This is a genomic window from Curtobacterium sp. MCBD17_003 (assembly GCF_003234885.2).
GTDB lineage: Bacteria > Actinomycetota > Actinomycetes > Actinomycetales > Microbacteriaceae > Curtobacterium.
The window spans coordinates 1,123,657-1,140,470 of record NZ_CP126275.1; the positions used below are offsets into that span (position 1 = coordinate 1,123,657).

Consider the following 16,814-nt stretch of genomic DNA (forward strand, 5'->3'; position numbering starts at 1 on the left):
CAGGCCGGTCATTGCTCGTTCCTTCTTTGTTCGGGTGCGCGGGGCGAGCGGAGGGGCGGTTCGGGTCGTCGCTCGGCCTGCTTGCTCATCGTGGCATGAGCCACCGTCATGTGCTGGAGCCGTTGCGGACGGGGCGCGGAAGCAGCCCCGGTCCGCTTCAGCCAGCGAAGGTGCGAACCGTCTCGCGGATTGCGTCAGCGTGCTCGTAGATGTCCTCGAGTGCGTCGATCGGGTGACGCGTCTCGTTCTTCTCCTGGTCGAACAAGCCGAGGTACTTCTGCTTCTTGCCGTTGAACCAGAGCCGCGCGACCGGCTTGCGGTTGTTGTTGTCGAGCAGCACGGCAAAGTACGACTTCTGATCGCGGTGTGTGACGCGGTAGGGCTTGACCTCGCTGCAGGCGATCGCCTTGACGATCTGGTAACCCTCGAGCTCCTCCTGGGTCGTGACGACGTCAGAGGGCTGCTCGAGGTTCTCCTCAGCGATGGCTTGGCTTTGAACGCTCTCGACGGACGCTTCGAAATGGGGTGCGGCGAAGGAGCTGCCGAGGGCAGTCTTCAGGCGGTCGTTCACCTGTTCGTTCAGAAACTGCTTGATGGCCTTCGAGACCAGGGTGGTGAACTGCTCGCGCACCTTCTGCGTGTACATACCGTCGTAGACGCGGGTGGTCAAGAACTTGATGAAATCGTCGGATGGCTCGCGGAGTTGTGCGGCCAGCGCGCGCTTCAGGGAGCCTACGTACTTCAGCTCTTCGGCGGCACTGATGATCGAGTCGAGATCAAAGCTCTCCTTGGTGAGCTTCTGCAGCTCCGGGAGCAACGTCTCGTCGATGTCGCCGAGGTCGAGCACGAGGAACGGCTTGTCGTCCATCTTGTTCGGAGCGTCGAGGTCCGTGTAGAAGTTGTAGACCTCACCGTTGGTGAGGATGGCGATCCGGGCGTTGGTGACGGAGAAGTACCGGAACAACTGAGAGGCGTGCTCGATCTTCAGCGGCTCGGTCGACTTCTTGCACTCGATTAGGATCTGGACTTCGCTGTCCCGCATGATCGCGTAGTCGACCTTCTCGCCGCGCTTCACGCCGACGTCGGCGGTGAACTCCGGTACCACCTCGAGGGGATTGAACACGTCGTACCCGAGGATCGTCGAGATGAACGGCATCACGAACGCGTTCTTCGTCGCCTCTTCGGTCTCGATGGCCTGACGTTGATTCTGGACCTTCGTCGCGAGAGCTGCCAGACGTTCTTCAAATTCCACTGTGAGCCTTTCCTCGGGTGTTCGTATTGTGGAGCAACTCGTGCTCCATGACTAGTGCGTCCTTCGAGAGGTTCGCGGGTCGGCCGAGCACCCTCAGTGCACACCGACCCAGAGCCCGTCCCGGGCTCGTGTCATTCCGACGTACAGCTCCCGGCGATCGAGCGCGTGTCGTTCTCGGTCCGATTCACGGGCGTCGGCCTTCGGGCGTTCGTCGAGCAGCGAGGTCCGGACGCGGGGGAGCAGGACCTGCTTGAACTCGAGGCCCTTCGCGCGCTTGATCGTTCCGACTTTCACGGCGGCGACGGGGATGCCGTTGTACTTCTTCAACGACACACTCGCAATGCCTGCCTCCGCGAGCGCGGTCATCACCCGGTCGGCGTCGGTGTTCGTCCTGGTGAGGATGCCGATGTCGCCGAGACTGGTGTCGACGAGGCGGAGTACCTCGCGAACACGCGGGACGATAGCGTCGTCGTGCTCCGCCCAGGACGGGAACCGTCGGATGACGGGCGCGGGCCCGGTCTTGGTGACCGCGGACACGGCGTCTCCGGACCCGTCGACACCTTCGATGTCGACGTAGTCGTCGCCGGCGACGAGGTCCTTGGCGAACGCCAGGATCTCTGCCGTGTTGCGGTGATTGACATCGAGCACGACGCCACGCCCCGCGACACTGATTCCGATCTCGCCGAGCGTGTACCCGCCGGGGTAGATGGTCTGCTGGCCGTCACCGATGAGGGTGAGCCCGTCCGGCCGGTTCCCGACGAGCGCGTGCAGCATCGCGACCATGGCACACGACAGGTCCTGCGCCTCGTCGACGATGACGGCCTCGTAGTCACGTAGAGGGTCGGCTCGGAGCGAATCGCGTGCGAGCAGGATGACGTCTGCGTAGTCGACGACGCCGCGGCGGCGGAGGCTTTCGTCATAGGCCGAGTACAGGTCCCACACCGCTTGCCGCTGATCGAGCGTCAGCGGGTGCTTGCGGCCAACCCGAGCCAGTTCCGCGTACTCCTCGAACCGCGTGAGTCCGCGTCCCTTGATCACGGAGCCGATCTCGTCCTCCCAGTACGCGAACGAGAACCGCTTGGATCGGAGGGGGCTGTCGGCGTCGACTCCGTTCCATGCCTCGTACAAGGCTCGCCTCGCCTCCACGCCGTCGAGGCGGGCGGGGATGGCGCGGTCCTTGAGGACTTTGATCGCGAACTGGTGGATACCGCTGAAGTCGACGCGGTCCTTCACATCAGGTGCAAGCCGCGTGAGCAGGCTGCCGAGTACCGCCGGCAGCGTTCGGATGTACGTGGCGACGAGGACTCGTTGGCCAGTGCTGCGAGCCAGGTAGGCAGCCCGGTGGAGACCGACCACGGTCTTGCCGGTGCCAGCAGCGCCGCGTATTCGAGACGGGCCGTTGAAGTTGCGGCGCACGAGCTTCGCCTGTGATGGGTCGAGCGTGGCCATCCACGCCTCGATCGGCGCGTCCAACATGCCGGTGACCAGGTCTGCCTCAAGCTCCTCGGCAGCACGGTGCTCGACGCCCGAGAGGTCGAGCGGGGTCCTCGGTAGCACCGGTGTCGGCACGGTGAGGTCGGGGATGTCCTCATCGAGCGCCCCGTCCATCGGGGCGAAGTGCCGCATACACGCGAGCAGGACCGCATCCACCTGGGGGCCCGGTAACCGCCGTTGGTACGCGGTGATGTGCGCGATGAGATCGAGGGCACCCCGGACGTCGACCGACGCGACCTCGGCGCGAATGCCCTTACGACCGGCAAGCGCGACGACCGCGTGGACCTCGTTCGGCGCGAGGCCGACTTCGGCGAGGACCGCCTCCGCCCCGTATCTCAGGTCCGCGAGGCGCGCGATGTCGTCGGTCACATCCTCCTGGCCGCGGAACATGCGCCCGTCGCTGATCGCGGTTTCACTCCAGGCTTTCGTGTCGACGATGAACACGCCACCCGGTCCGACGACGACCATGTCGACCTGGGCGTGCCGGCTTCCGGGCCAGCGTCGGTCGGCCAACAGGTGATAGCCAATCGCGCCCAGCGGGGCAAGGAGACGTGCGGTCTCCTCCTCCGTCCGATGGGCGATGGCGAACCGCCTAGCGGTCGCCCGCGCGACCCCGGCGGCAGTCTCGAGCGCCGCAGCGCGCCGCAGCTGCCGTTGTGCTTCGACGCCAGCGGATTCCCCTGCGATCACGACCCCGACCCCTCATCTGTCGGCTGATGAGACTCGTACCGACCGCAAACCAGTTTGACGGGACGGACGTCCTGTGTGGGAGTACCCGTTCGGGGGTGGGCTACGCGACGAGCTCGGCGGTCTTCCGAAGCGCCGCGACGAATCGCTCTTTCGCCCCGGGTTGAGCGAACGACTGCCCGGCAGGATGCACCGTCCGGATCACTCGGTACTGGTCGCCGATGATCAGGTCGAGGTGCGCGTCCCATGCCTGTTGTGCCTTCTGGCCGGCGAGGACGATGACGCGGAGGTTCGGGAGCACGTTGAGAAGTCCGCGGAGCTCGACCGCGCCCTGCGCGAGCTCCGCGCTGCTCGGCTTGACCGAAGCGCGGCCGAGTACCCACGGCACGATGTTCCATGCGAGAGCGTGGTCGTGAAGCCCGACGTCGTTCCGGGTGGTCCACACGTTCTGTGCCGTCGGGTCGTCGTTGTCCACGGAAATGAAGCCGCTGCCGCCCCACTCCGGAACGGTCTTCGGGCCTGGTGCCTCGAGCAACAGCAGCGCTCGGGCCGCCACGCCTGATTCCGCCGGGTCGAAGTGAGGGATCACGATCCCTGGCTGCAGCGCTCGTCGGCGCTCCTCGACCTCACGGGCCCACGCCTCGAGCGGCAGCGTCTCTTTTGCGGTGCCGAGCATCGCATTGCGGTCCGCGAGGACATCCGGATCACGCAGTCCGCGGGGCGCGTCGAGGAACATGGAGCGAGCGTAACGAGAAGGAATGCTTGTCAGGCTGCTTCGTCGATGGGCCACACCGTTCCTGGCATCCGCGAAGGCGCTTTTGCCGCCCCGATGGGACCTTGTTTGCCCTGTGGCTTGCGGGCATTGGCTTTCCGGCCGCGGAGCAAGTGGCGGTAGCAAGGACTCACCCCGGGATGCTGGCTCCATGCCCGCTCGACTCTCGTGTCACTCGTGTCGTCGAGTTTCGGATGCCCAGCTACCGATTGCGACCGATGACGCCGCGCGCCGGAAGGACCGTCACGAGTAGGGCGATGATGGCCGCGCCGACCTCGACCAAGACCATGCGTCAGACCCCCTGCGGGACGGTACGAGCAGCAGCCGAAGCGTGGGACACGCGTCGAGTGACCCTGAGTGTGGATGAAGATACACCGGAGCACATGGAATATCAGTACGAGGATGTGACGTCGCGCGTGGGGAAGCTCAACCACACACAGAAGGGCCGCTCCGGCAGCGCGGGCGCGGCCCTTCGAAGTGACTCCGCTCAGTACTGCCCCAACGACAACCCCCGCTGGAAGAACCGCTGCGCGAACCCGAACAGCAGCGCGGTCGGCAGGGACACCAGGAGCGCCGCGGTCAGGATGATCGTGAACCCGGGGCCGCCACCCTCGACGGACTGCAGCGCGTTGAGCAGGGGCATCACGGGCCGGGTCGACGGGCTCTGGGTCAGGATGAGCGCGATGAGGAAGTCGTTCCACACCCACGTGGCCTGCAGGATGAACACGACGACCAGGGCGCTGCGCGACATCGGCAGGTAGATGCGGGTGAAGATCCGCCAGACGCTGGCACCGTCGACGACCGCGGCCTCGAACACGCTCGGCGCGATGCCGACGAAGAAGTTCCGCATGACGAACGCCGAGAACGGCAGCGCGACGACGGCGTAGATGATGATCAAGCCGGGCGCGGTGTCGAACAGGCCGATGTCGGCGTAGACGGAGAACCAGGGGATGAGCATCATCTGCAGCGGGAACACCGTGCCGCAGAAGATGACGAAGAACCAGAAGAACCCGTGGCGGACCTTGAGCACGATGACCGCGAACGCCACGGCGGCACCCAGGGCGACGGCGATGATCGGCGCGACGATCGCGTACACGGCGGTGATCCCGAGGCCGGAGGGCACGTCGGTGTTCTGGAACACCGCGATGACGTTGTCCCACAGGCCGACGGGCGAGCCGGCACTCCACAGGTTGTCTCCGGAGTACGAGGCGGAGCTCTTGCTCGCGTTCGCGAACAGCAGGTAGATCGGCACGAGCCACAGCAGGCCCATGGCGCCGAGGATCACGTAGCGGGGCATGGTCGACCGCATCAGACGGCCCTCCGTTCTGATCGAGCGGCGCCGGACCTGTCGGACCGTCCGGAGCCGCTGGCGGCCCCGACCGTCTCACGAGGCGAGGCATCGGACGCACCGCTGGCGGACCTCCCGGCCGAGCCGCCGGACGCGCCGGTCCCGCCGTCGCCACCACGCGCCCGCCGGGAGGCCCGACCCGAGCCCGCCCCGTCGCGTGCCGCCCCGTCACCCGAGGAGTCCCCGATGGCGAGCTGCCGCCGCAGGTAGATGACGCTCGCGGCGACGGTGATGACGCTGAGGAAGATCGCGACGGCCGACCCGAGCCCGTACTGGCTGTTCGAGAACGTGTCGCGGTACATGGTGACGCCGAGGGTCTCGGACACCCGGTTCGGCCCGCCCTGCGTCATGGCCTGGACGATGTCGAACGTCTTGAGGCTGTTGACGATCGACAGGCCGACCACGATGGTCGTGGAGGGCCGGAGCAGTGGCCAGATCATGTACCGGAACATGCGCCAGCCGGAGGCGCCGTCGACGCGCGCGGCCTCGAGCGGCTCCTTGGGGATCGACTGCAGGCCGACGGTGAACAGCAGCGCGTTGACGCCGATGCCCTGCCACGACGCGGCGAGGATCATCACCACGGTGTTGAGCGGGGCCACCTGGAGCCAGCGGATGTCACTGCCGGGCAGGTGCAGGAACGCGAGTGCCTGGGACAGCGCACCGCCGTTCTGCAGCACGAAGTTGAACAGGATGCCGACCGCGACGCCGGAGAGGGCGTAGGGGATGAGGAACGGCACGCGGAGCCAGGCGGCGCCCTTGAGGCCGAATGACAGGTAGGCGACGAGGAGCCCGATCCCGACGGGGATGAGCAGCGAGCCGCCGACCCAGATCAGTGTGTTGAGGAGCGCGGTGGTGAACACCGGGTCCGTGAACATCGAGGCGTAGTTGGCGAGCCCGACGAACGACGCGCTGCCGAGGCCCGTGTACGACGTGAAGCTGAGGTAGACGGTGTAGAGGACGGGGAGGTAGAGGACCAGGACCACCACGGCCGCGCCTGGGCCGAGGAAGGCCCAGGCGGCGGCCTGGTAGTTGGTCGATTTGCGGTCGGCCATCGGTTACTTGTGGCTCTTCCAGTACTGCGCGGCGACCTGCTGGATGCCCGACAGGTACTTCTTCGGGTCACCGGGGTTCGTCATGAACCCGGTGAACTGGTCGAGCGCCTCGGTCAGGATCTGCTGCGGCGTGGCCTCGTAGTAGCGCAGGTACGTCTCGTACTTGCTGTTGTTCGACAGTTCCTTGCTCGCGTCGACGAAGGTCTGCGTCGCCGCGGTGGCCTTCGGGTTGTACGGCAGGTTGTTCTGCTGCTTCGACCAGGCGGTCTGCGCCTTCGCGGTCATCCACCAGGCCGAGTACTTGAGCCCGAGCTGCTTCTGGGACGACTTCTCGGGCACGCACGCCGGCGCGGTCTCGATCGCCACGGGGGTCTTGGCCTGCGCCGGGTTCACCTTGGGGATCGTGAACACGCCCCAGTCGGTTCCGGGCTTGAGGCCGACCTGGTCGATCGTCGACGCGTACCAGGTGCCGAACGGGATCATGGCGAGCTTGCCGTCCTTCATCTGCGTCTCGGGCGCCGTCTTGGAACCCGGGTCGCTGAAGTACCCCTTCTTCTCCATGTCGAGCCAGGTGTCCATCACCTTGACCACGCGCGGATCGGTGTACGAGACCTTGCCGGTCGAGAGGCCCTGGTAGAGGTTCAGGTCCGTGCCGGCGAGGAGGATCTGGAACCACACGAATGCCCAGGGGTCGCCGCCCGAGCTCCAGAACGGCGAGATGCCGTGCTGCTTGAGGACCGCGGCGTCGGACATCATCTCGGCCCAGGTCGTCGGCGGCGTCAAGTTGTACTTGGCGAACATCGACTTGTCGTAGTACATGACCCAGTCGTCGACGCTGATCGGGGTGCAGTACTGCTTGCCGTCGATCGTGTACAGGCTCTTGACGCTCGGAGCGATCTGGCCGTTCGCGATCGCCTTCTTCCAGATGCTCGAAGTGTCCGCGACGAGGCCCTGGTCGACGAGCTGCTTGAGCTGGTCGCCGGTGTGCCAGGTGAACAGCCCCGGCGTCTTGTTCGTCCGGAACGACTGCTTGACGAACGCCTGGAACGCCGGCTGGTCCGCGTAGGTCGAGGACTTGAGCGAGACGCCGATGTCCTTCTGCGACACCTTCGAGAACGACTTGAAGTCCCACGACTTGTCGTTGACGAAGCTCAAGGTGCCGGTGGTGGTGTTCGACGAGCTCGACGACGAACACCCGACGAGCACCGCTGATGCCGCCAGGGTCATCGCGATGACCGGTAGCAATCGCTTCATTTTCACGCTGAACTCCCTTGTTCTCGGCTCGGTGCACGCGTCTCGCCGCTCGTGGAACTCAGTGCGAGGAGTGCGGATGCAATCCGTTGGTATCGTTACCAGGCGCTGACAGTAACATGCGCTGCGACGGAGCGGCAAGGGTGTCGATCCCGAACCGGACGGACTGCGCGGGTCCGACAGCGGCGCCGCCGGACGACGGCGTGACCGGACGACAGGCGAGTGGGGACGATGAGCGGAAGGCACCAGCAGCACCGGCCGGGAGGCCCGATCCACGTCATGGACGTCGGTGGCAGTCATGTGACCGCCGCGGTCGTGACGGGGACCGGCGCCGGGATCGCCCTCGATTCGGGACCAGCGTCCGGTGTCGCGACGGTCACCGGTGGCGTGCCCGGGGCCGGCTTCGAGCGTGCGGATGTCGCGGGTATCGGAGCCGACGTCCGGTGGGCGGTGCGGGCCTCCCGGACGCGGCCACTCGATGCGGGTGCGCCCCGCGACGCCCTGCTCGAGGTCCTGGTCGACGCCGCCCGCGAGGTCGCTGCCGAGGGTGCGCCCGCCTGGACGATCGCGATGCCCGGTCCGTTCGATCCCGTCCGTGGCGTCGGCGACTTCCGGGGCATGGGGAAGTTCGAAGCGCTCACGGGTGTCGACCTCCGGGCGGCGCTGGCCGACCGGCTCGAGGTGCCGCCGACGGCCATCGGGTTCTGCAACGACGCGGTGGCGTACGGCATCGGGGAGTGGGCTGCCGGTGCGGGAGAGCGAGCTGCACGGATGGTGTGCCTGACGCTCGGGACGGGCGTGGGGTCGGCGTTCCTCGACCACGGCGTGCACGTCGACCACGGCGACCTGGTCCCGGACCGCGGCGAGGCGCACACGATCCGGCTCGACGGGCGGCCGCTCGAGGAGACCGTGTCGACCGCAGCGCTCCGGGATGCCTACGCGCGGGCGACGGGTTCCGCCGGTGCGACGGGTTCCGCGGGTGCGACGGATTCCGCGGGCGCGACGGATGCAACTGGCGCGACGCAGCACGGCGGGGGAGCGGACGCGCCGAGCGTCCGCGACATCGCCGACCGCGCGCGGCAGGGCGACATCGTGGCGGCGCGGGTGATCAGCACGACGATGACCGCACTCGGGCGGGCGCTCGGTCCGTGGGTGCGGCGGTTCGGGGCCTCCCGGACGGTGATCGGCGGTGCGATGGCGGGCTCGTGGGACCTGCTCGAGGAGCCCCTGGCGACGGCGCTGGCTGATGCCGGTGCGGTGACCGAGCTCCGGCAGGCGCAGCTCGGGTCGGACGCGCCGCTCATCGGGGCGGCGGTCTGGGCGGACGGCCGCTGACGTCAGGTTCCGGCGGCGTCCGCCCAGCCGAGGCTCGTGCGGACGGGAGCGGGCGCGGGGCGGGGCGGGGGCAGGGGCGAGTGTGCACGACGCGCCGCTCACTCCCGGGCGGAACGGCGTGCTGTGCACCCTCGGCGGAGGTGGGGCGGCGTGTTGTGCCCCCTCGGCGGATCGCGGCCCCGCGCGCTACCCCCGCTCCGTGCCCCGCACCGACGCCTTGACGGTCCCGAGGCGCTGACCGGTCCCGCGCCCGTGTGGCCGGATCGTGTAGGGCCCGACGGCGGCCGGCACGATGAAGGTCTCGGCGTAGTGGACGACGAACGGTTCGAACGCGCCGGTCGGGCTCTCGACGACGGCCTCGGCGCCCTCGACGAGGTTGAGGACGTTGACCGTGCCGCGGGTGTCGTGCGGGACGACGTCGGTGAACCAGTGCCGGCGGACCTCGATGAACTCGAGCTCGTGCAGGCCCGTGCGCTCCTCGACCCAGCCGTCGCCGGAGGCCACCTCGGTCACCTGGTCGACCAGGTGGTCGCGGGTCCACGTCGTGTCCCGGTCCCACTGCACGTTCGCCATCGCGTGGTCGAGGTGGATCGGACGCGGGACGCCGTCGAGCCCGACCCGGCCCCAGTCCCACATCTTGAACGTGAAGATGTACGGCGTCGCCGAGATCTCGAGCACCATCGAGTTCGCCCCGGAGCAGTGCACGGTGCCGGCGGGGATGAGGAAGTGGTCGTGCTTCTTGGCGGGGAACGCGTTGACGAACGCGTCGGCCTCGAACGGGACGGCACCGGTCTCGGCGGTGCGGAGTGCCTGCTCCATCGCTGCGGGTTCGGCGTCCTCGCGGAGCCCGAGGTACACCACGGCGTCGTCGGCGGCGTCGAGCAGGTAGTAGCTCTCGTCCTGCGTGTAGTGCATGCCGAACTTGTCCTGGATGTACCCGGTCAGCGGATGGACCTGGAGTGACAGGTTGCCGCCCTCCATGGTGTCCAGGAAGTCGAAGCGGATCGGGAACTCCGGGCCGAACCGCGCGTGGGTCCGCTCGCCCAGGAGCTCCCGCGGGTGCCGGAGGACCAGGTCGAGGGACGGGACCTCGACGGTGGTGCCGTCGACGTCGAGCAGGAGGCTGTTCTCCTCGGGCACGCAGTCGAAGCACCAGGCGTAGTTCTCGGCGTCGTCGAGGTCGAACGTCGTCTTCATCCACTGGCCGCCCCAGACGCCGGGGTCGAAGAACGGGACGACCCGGAACGGACGGGTCGTCGCTGCCGCGAGTCCGGCTCGGAACGTGTCGCCGGTGATGAGCTTGGCGGTCGCCATCGTGCTGTTCGCGTCGAGGACGTAGTCGATCCGGTCGAACAGCGCCCGCTTGTGCCGGTCGGCCATCCGCCACTCGACGAAGAACCCGCGTTTGACCTTGCGGAGCTGGTCGTCGTCGCCGTTGTCCGCGCGCCAGTTCGGGGCACCCGCGCGCTGTCGCTGCTGGATCTCCCATCGGGCGAGGTCGGCGAGGACGATCGTGTTGAACGTCGTCGGCACGAGCGTGGCGCCCCAGCCGTAGACCACGACGGGCCGCTCGGACGCGGCGACCCGGTCGGCCACGGCGGCGAGGCGGTCCGTGTCGTACAGGATGTCGAGCGTGCGATGGTCCATGACGCCGAACACCCGGTCGTCGGTGAGGTTCGGGGCGAGGAGCGCGTCGATGTACTCGCGGGAGTGCGCCGCCGCGGCCTCGACGTCGATGAGCTCGGCGTCGGGGAGTACCCGGGCGAGCTCGGCACGGAGCCCGTCGAGGTCGCTGCCGGGGTAGGTGTCGATCGCGATCGGGCGACCGGGAGCCGCGTGTTCCGCCAGTCGCCCCCACGCCTCGGGGCCGGTCCAGGCGTGGTGCCCGGGTCCGACGGCCACCGACGGTGCCGTGTCGTAGGTCGCCCGTGATCCGGTCGGTCGGTCGTCCATCCCCGCTCCCTTCGCGTCCGCGACCGACGCTGGCCGCATGGATGTGTGTTCAGGTTGGTAACGTTATCAGGATCGGCACCGATCGCAAGCCCGGCGGGAGGCCCGGCACCGGCCCGTCGGGAGGCCCACCTCCGGCCGGTCTCGGCGCCGCGTCCGGCGTCTCCTCGGGAGCGCTACCGCTCCTCCCGATGGACCCGAGCCTCCCGGCCGCTGGTTTCGACGTCCCGGTTGTCGTTCGCCAGCAGCACCGTCGGAACTCCCGGGCGGGTGCGGCCCCCACAGTGCACGCTGCCGCTGGTTTCGACGTTCCCGTTGTCGCTCGGCAGCGGCACCGTCCGAATACCCGGGTACGTCCTCGCGGCCCGCCGTCCGTGCGTCCCGACGTCCCCGCGTACTGGGCGGCGCAGCCGGGAGGCCCGCCGGCGCTACGCGAAGTCGACGAACTCGACGGGCAGCTCGACGAGCCGCGGTGCGCTGTCGTCCCCACGGTCGAGGCGGTCGAACAGCATCCGCGCCGCGACGCGACCCAGCTCGGCGGCGTCGTGCGCGACGACGGACAGCGGCACGGGCGACATGTCCGCGAACTCGAACGAGTCGAACCCGAAGAGCCGGATCGGAGCGGGCTGCTCGCCGCGGTCTCGCGCTTGCGCCCGAGATTTCGTGATCGCGCGGATCGCACCGATCGAGTTGCGGTTGTTGGCGGCGAAGACGGCGGTGGGTGGGGCCTCCAGGCCGAGCAGCTGGTCCATCGCCTGCTCGGCGGAACTGACGTCCTGCTGCCCGAGCCGGACGAGCTCGTCCACGGGCTCGAGGCCGTGGCGCTCGTGCGCCTGGCGGAAGCCCTCGAACCGTCGGCGGCCGGTCGACACCGACACCTGGTTGCCGAGGAACCCGACGCGGGTGTGTCCCTCGGCGAGCATGCGGTCCGTGGCGACGAACGCACCGTGGATGTCGTCGAGCAGGATCGCGTCGGCGCTGACGTCGGGGAACGTCCGCGACGCGAGGACGACGGGCACGCCGGCGAGGGCGTCGGGCGCGAACCGGGCCGGCTCCCGCCCCGCGGGGACGACGATGAGGCCCTCGACCTGCCGACCGAGGAAGTCCGCGAGGAGCTGCTGCTCGAGGTCCTCGTCCTCGTTGGTGACGCCGATGATGATGCGTCGCCCGGCCTCGCCGACGACCTCCTCGACGCCCTGGAGCATCCCCGCGTAGTACGGGTTCCCGACGTTCGTGATGAGCACGCCGACGAGTCCCGAGCGGCGACCCTGGCGGAGTCGGCGGGCGTTCTCGTTCCGGTGGTAGCCGACCTCGGCGATGGCGCGCTCGACCCGGTCCTGGAGCTCGGGCCGGACGTTCTTGCCCCCGGAGAGCACACGGGACACCGTCATCGGGCTGACCTCGGCGACACGCGCGATGTCCTTGACCGTCGGCGCACCACGACCGCGCCCCGTCGTGGGCCCGCTCCCGTTCCCCACGGCTGCCATGCCTCAAGGTATACAGCAGCACCGGCTCCGGCCGGTCACACGTATGAGGCAGCACCGGCTCCGGCCGGACACACGTGCACAGCAGCACCGGCCTCGGCCGGTCACACGATTGCCCCTTGCGGAGCGCCCCCGTCGTCCTGCTAGCGTTGTTGGTAACGATATCAATTCGACGACGAATGGTGCTGCTGATGACCGACGCCCGTGGTGATCGCCCGACTCGACCCCCGCTGATCTCGGCACAGCCGTGGCAGCACACCGATGCGCGCGTCGGACTGATCGACCGCGCCGTCGCCGCGACCGGCACGATCGGCGGCGAACGTGTCCGCGTCCTGCCCGAGCCCATGCGCGCCACACGGGACGACGTCGAGGTCCAGGCGGTGCGCCTCCTGTTCGACACCGAGGAAGCGGCGGCCCGCGCGACCGACGTCGTGATCGAACCCGGCACCGCGACCGACACCGGCGCCGCCGCCGCGTCGGGCGCGTTCGTCGGCTTCGCGACGGCCCCCGACGCGCTGTCGGTGCGCCTCCTGGTCCGCATCGTCGACGCGCCGACCGCGGCGACCGTCCGGATCCCGTCCCTCGGCGACGGCGCGGTGTCCGTCGAGCTCACGCCGCAGCGCCCGTGGTCCGTGCACGTCGTGCACCACTCGCACTTCGACTTCGGCTACACCGACCCGCAGGCGACGGTCATCGCGAGCCAGCGGTCGTACCTCGACACCGCCATGGACCTCGCCCGCGCGACCGACGACTGGCCCGAGGAGGCCCGGTTCCGCTGGAACGCCGAGGCGCTCTGGGCGTTCACCGACTGGGAGCGGCACCGCCCGCAGGCGCAGGTCGACGAGTTCGTGGAGCTCGTCAAGGACGGCCGGATCGGCCTCAGCGCGATGCCGTACAACCTGCACACCGACACGTGCTCCACGGACGAACTGCACGAGCTCCTCCGTGACGCGCGGCGCATCCGCGACCAGTACGGCATCGACTTCACCACCGCGATGCAGACGGACGTCCCGGGACAGGTGGCGGGCCTCCCGGACGCGCTGCAGGAGGTCGGCGTCAAGTACCTGGCCGTCGCGCACAACTGGGCGGGCCGGTCGCAGCCGCACACCTCGGGCGCGCTCAACCTGCCGCGCATGTTCCGCTGGCGCACCCCCGCCGGCAACTCGGTGATCGTGTGGATGACCGACAGCCCGCACGGCCTGGCGTACATGGAGGGGCCGATGATCGGCTTCACCGAGTCGTACGCATCCGTGGACGCGCTGTTCCCCGCGTACCTGACCGCGCTCGCCACCCGCGGCTACCCGTTCCCGCCCGGGATCTTCGGCGCGCACGGCGAGCAGACCGAGGGCCGCGACGGCTACCCGTGGGAGGTCCTGCACATCCGCACGCAGGGGTTCATGGGCGACAACGGCCCCGCCCGGCTCCAGCTCGCCGAGATCGTCCGCGAGTGGAACGAAACGTGGACGTCCCCGACCCTGCGGGTGTCGCGGAACGAGGACTTCTTCGCCGAGGCGGAGGCCCGCCACGGCGACGAGCTCCAGACGTTCCAGGGGGACTGGGGCGACTGGTGGGTCGAGGGCGTCGGCTCCGCGGCCGTGCCGCTCGCACTCGCCCGGGAGGCCCAGGCCGCCGTCACCGACGCCGGCGCGTTCTCGCAGGCGGCCGCGTTGATCGGCGCTGCCGCGGTACCGGAGGAAACCGCGCGCCGCACCGAGGCCTACGACGCGATCTCGATGTTCAACGAGCACACGTGGGGCGCCGGGAACTCCTGGACCCACGGGGACGCCGGGTTCGAGTCGGGGGAGCTGCAGTGGCAGTGGAAGGTGGCGCAGGGCATCGGCGCGCACCAGCGGGCCACCGAGTTCCGGGAGCAGGCGATGGCCTACCTCGGCGCCGCGGTGCCGCGCGATCCCGACGCGGTCGTCAGCTTCATCGCCGCGAACGCCACCGGCCGCCGCCGCAGCACCGTCGCGCGCCTGCTCGTCAAGGAGGCCCACATCGGCCTCGACCATGACATCGAGGTCCGGGACGGCCGCACCGGCGAACCGCTGCCGGTGGTCCTCGAACCGCAGTCGAACACGGCGCACCGGGAGTCCGGGCGCTGGGCCGTCGTGCGGGTCGAGGACGTGCCCGCGTTCGGGTTCGTCCGACTCGACGTCTCCGTTGCGGCGACGTCCGCGCCGAACGACGCTCCCGTTCCCCTCGGGTCCCGGGCCCGCGCCGAGGTGCTCACGCTCGAGAACGAGTACCTGCGCGTCGTCGTCGACGAGACCACGTCCTCCATCGCGTCGATCGTCGAGCGGCGGACCGGACGCGAGCTCGTGAACGGGTCGTCCGTCGCTGGGTTCAACGCGTACCTCTACGACCAGTACGGCAGCTCGGGCGCCGGGTTCAACCACCTGGCGAACAAGCTGTCCGTCTCCGACCGGCTCGAACTGCTCGTGTCGCGGACGACCGCCCGGCCCGCCGTCGTCCTCGAGCGGACGAGCGACGCGGTCGAGGAACGCCTGGTCTACGAGTTCGTCGCCGACGGGGTGGACTCCGTCGTCGTGACGCTCCGGCTCCGGCACGGCGACGGCGTGCTGCTCATCGAGAACCGCCTGGCCAAGCCGACGACCCTGATCAAGGAGAGCGCCTACTTCGCGTTCCCGTTCGCCGTCGACGACCCGGTCGTCCGGTTCGAGGTCTCCGGCGGGGTCACGGGCGACGGCGTCCCGCACATCCCGGGAGCGCCGCAGCACATGCGCGCGATCCGCAACTGGATCACCCTGACCGACCCGGAGACCCACGACGACGTCGTCTGGGTGACGAAGGACGCGCCGCTCGTGCAGACCGGGAGCATCGCGGTGCCGTACGCGCCGTTCCCCGCGAGCACGAGTCCCGTCGAACCGGGCACCGTGTTCTCGTGGCTCCACAACAACGTGTGGGACACGAACTTCCCGATCGAGCAGGCGTTCACCGCGACCTTCCGGTACGCCGTCGGGGTCCGCACGGACCGGGACGGAGCCTCGACCGAGGGTCTGGCCGTGGCGGCGACCGGCGAACTCGTGCACCCCCTGACGACCGCTGAGGCCAAGGGCCGTCCGGACGTCGCCGCTCGGGCCGACGCGTCCCTGCTCGACCTCGACGACGACCGCGTGCAACTGGTCGGTGTCGTCGCGGGACCGGAGGAGGGCACCTCGATCGTGCGGCTCCAGTCGTTCGCCGACCAGGACGTCGTGCTGACGCTCCGGCCCGGCGTGGCGATGGCCGAGGCGTGGGTGAGCTCGTTCCTCGGGGACCGGGGGACGGACCTCCCGGTCGATGATGGTGCGGTGCGGGTCACGCTCGCGCCGTTCGCGACGACCGCGGTGGGCGTGCGTTGGGGCGGCGGGGTCGCCGCCGACTGAGTGCACACGCGGACGACAAGTGCGCATGCGGGCGCATGCGCACTTGTCGTCCGCGTGCGCGGTCGACGTCGGCTGATTCGACGGGGTCAGTACTTCGGCCGCGCGAACTTGTACTGACCGCTCGTGTCCCAGGGGTCCTCGTAGATCTTCACGTGATTGGTCGAGGCGTTGCCCGAGCCCACGTTCCCCTCCACCGTGCGGATGTGGCCGTCGCTGTGTGACCGGACGAGGCCGATGTGCCCGACGCCGTAGTACCAGATGATGTCGCCCTGGCGGACGTTGGCGGCCGACACCGGCGTGCAGAGCTTGTAGAAGTCCGACGCCCGAGGGCTGAAGCCGGTGTCGGTGCCACGGAGGCACCAGCTGACGAAGATCGCGCACCAGTCGCCACTCGTCTTGTACTTGGAGGACCAGATCGCGTTCATCTGCGCGAGGCTGTTGCCGGTGTAGCTCTTCGCCTCGGTGATCACGGCGGACGGGGTGGTGGGTGCGGCGGCGCTCGCCATCGATGCGGGTCCTGCGACTGCAGCGACCGCGGCGAGCGAGACACCGCCCGCTCCGATGAGGAGCGAGCGTCGGCTCAGTGAGCCGGAGACGTCGAACTTCGTTGTGGGTGCGTCCATGGCGAGACACTGGCAGCGGCACGAGCAGGCGACAAGTCCTCACTCCAGAGGACAGACCGCGGCGCGTCCGCCCGGCATGTCAGTGTCGCTCGGCCGCGGCCGCTGGGTCCCGGTCGTGTCGACCCCTGCGTGCTGGTCGTGTCGGTCGTCCCGGTCGTGTCGGTCGTGTCGGTCGTG

Annotated in this window: 11 protein-coding genes; 2 read left to right on the top strand and 9 right to left on the bottom strand. The window is 69.1% G+C overall.

Annotation, left to right across the window (positions count from 1 at the left end; translation table 11 throughout):
* Positions 1-157 precede the first annotated feature (157 nt).
* The 6 genes from DEI88_RS05480 to DEI88_RS05505 form a co-directional block, all read right to left on the bottom strand.
* A complete protein-coding gene (locus DEI88_RS05480) occupies positions 158-1,252 on the bottom strand; it encodes a type I restriction endonuclease (RefSeq protein WP_111026785.1) in 1,095 nt (364 codons plus the stop codon).
* A 93-nt stretch (positions 1,253-1,345) separates the two neighbouring features.
* Positions 1,346-3,436, bottom strand: coding sequence for a nuclease-related domain-containing DEAD/DEAH box helicase (locus tag DEI88_RS05485; protein WP_111071633.1), 2,091 nt, complete (start codon positions 3,434-3,436; stop codon positions 1,346-1,348).
* Between the two features lie 100 nt (positions 3,437-3,536).
* Positions 3,537-4,169 carry a uracil-DNA glycosylase gene (locus DEI88_RS05490; RefSeq protein WP_181441184.1) on the bottom strand — a complete coding sequence of 211 codons (633 nt, stop codon included), beginning with the start codon at positions 4,167-4,169 and terminating at the stop codon, positions 3,537-3,539.
* Between the two features lie 523 nt (positions 4,170-4,692).
* The gene (locus DEI88_RS05495) at positions 4,693-5,514 is read right to left on the bottom strand and encodes a carbohydrate ABC transporter permease (RefSeq protein WP_111012740.1); all 822 of its coding nucleotides are present in this window, start codon (positions 5,512-5,514) and stop codon (positions 4,693-4,695) included.
* Positions 5,514-6,605: a carbohydrate ABC transporter permease gene (locus DEI88_RS05500; RefSeq protein ID WP_111071634.1), complete on the bottom strand. Its 1,092-nt coding sequence runs from the start codon at positions 6,603-6,605 to the stop codon at positions 5,514-5,516. The genes DEI88_RS05495 and DEI88_RS05500 overlap by 1 nt, the downstream gene beginning before the upstream one ends.
* Before the next feature lie 3 nt (positions 6,606-6,608).
* Complete coding sequence (locus tag DEI88_RS05505) at positions 6,609-7,859, bottom strand: ABC transporter substrate-binding protein (protein ID WP_111008503.1); 1,251 nt, start codon at positions 7,857-7,859, stop codon at positions 6,609-6,611.
* A 228-nt stretch (positions 7,860-8,087) separates the two neighbouring features.
* On the opposite strand from DEI88_RS05505, the gene DEI88_RS05510 reads away from it, so the two are divergent.
* On the top strand, positions 8,088-9,191 hold the full coding sequence (locus tag DEI88_RS05510; protein WP_181441185.1) for an ROK family protein: 1,104 nt from the start codon (positions 8,088-8,090) through the stop codon (positions 9,189-9,191).
* Positions 9,192-9,377: 186 nt separating this feature from the next.
* Here DEI88_RS05510 and DEI88_RS05515 read toward each other — a convergent pair whose 3' ends face one another.
* Complete coding sequence (locus DEI88_RS05515) at positions 9,378-11,144, bottom strand: class I mannose-6-phosphate isomerase (protein WP_111071752.1); 1,767 nt, start codon at positions 11,142-11,144, stop codon at positions 9,378-9,380.
* A gap of 425 nt (positions 11,145-11,569) precedes the next feature.
* Complete coding sequence (locus tag DEI88_RS05520) at positions 11,570-12,628, bottom strand: LacI family DNA-binding transcriptional regulator (protein ID WP_111071637.1); 1,059 nt, start codon at positions 12,626-12,628, stop codon at positions 11,570-11,572.
* 188 nt (positions 12,629-12,816) lie between these two features.
* Between DEI88_RS05520 and DEI88_RS05525 the strand changes: the two genes are divergently transcribed.
* Positions 12,817-16,014 carry a glycoside hydrolase family 38 N-terminal domain-containing protein gene (locus tag DEI88_RS05525; protein WP_146246033.1) on the top strand — a complete coding sequence of 1,066 codons (3,198 nt, stop codon included), beginning with the start codon at positions 12,817-12,819 and terminating at the stop codon, positions 16,012-16,014.
* A gap of 86 nt (positions 16,015-16,100) precedes the next feature.
* Here DEI88_RS05525 and DEI88_RS05530 read toward each other — a convergent pair whose 3' ends face one another.
* Positions 16,101-16,637 (bottom strand): CHAP domain-containing protein, encoded by a 537-nt coding sequence (locus DEI88_RS05530; RefSeq protein WP_111071639.1) that lies wholly within the window; start codon positions 16,635-16,637, stop codon positions 16,101-16,103.
* Positions 16,638-16,814: the final 177 nt, after the last annotated feature.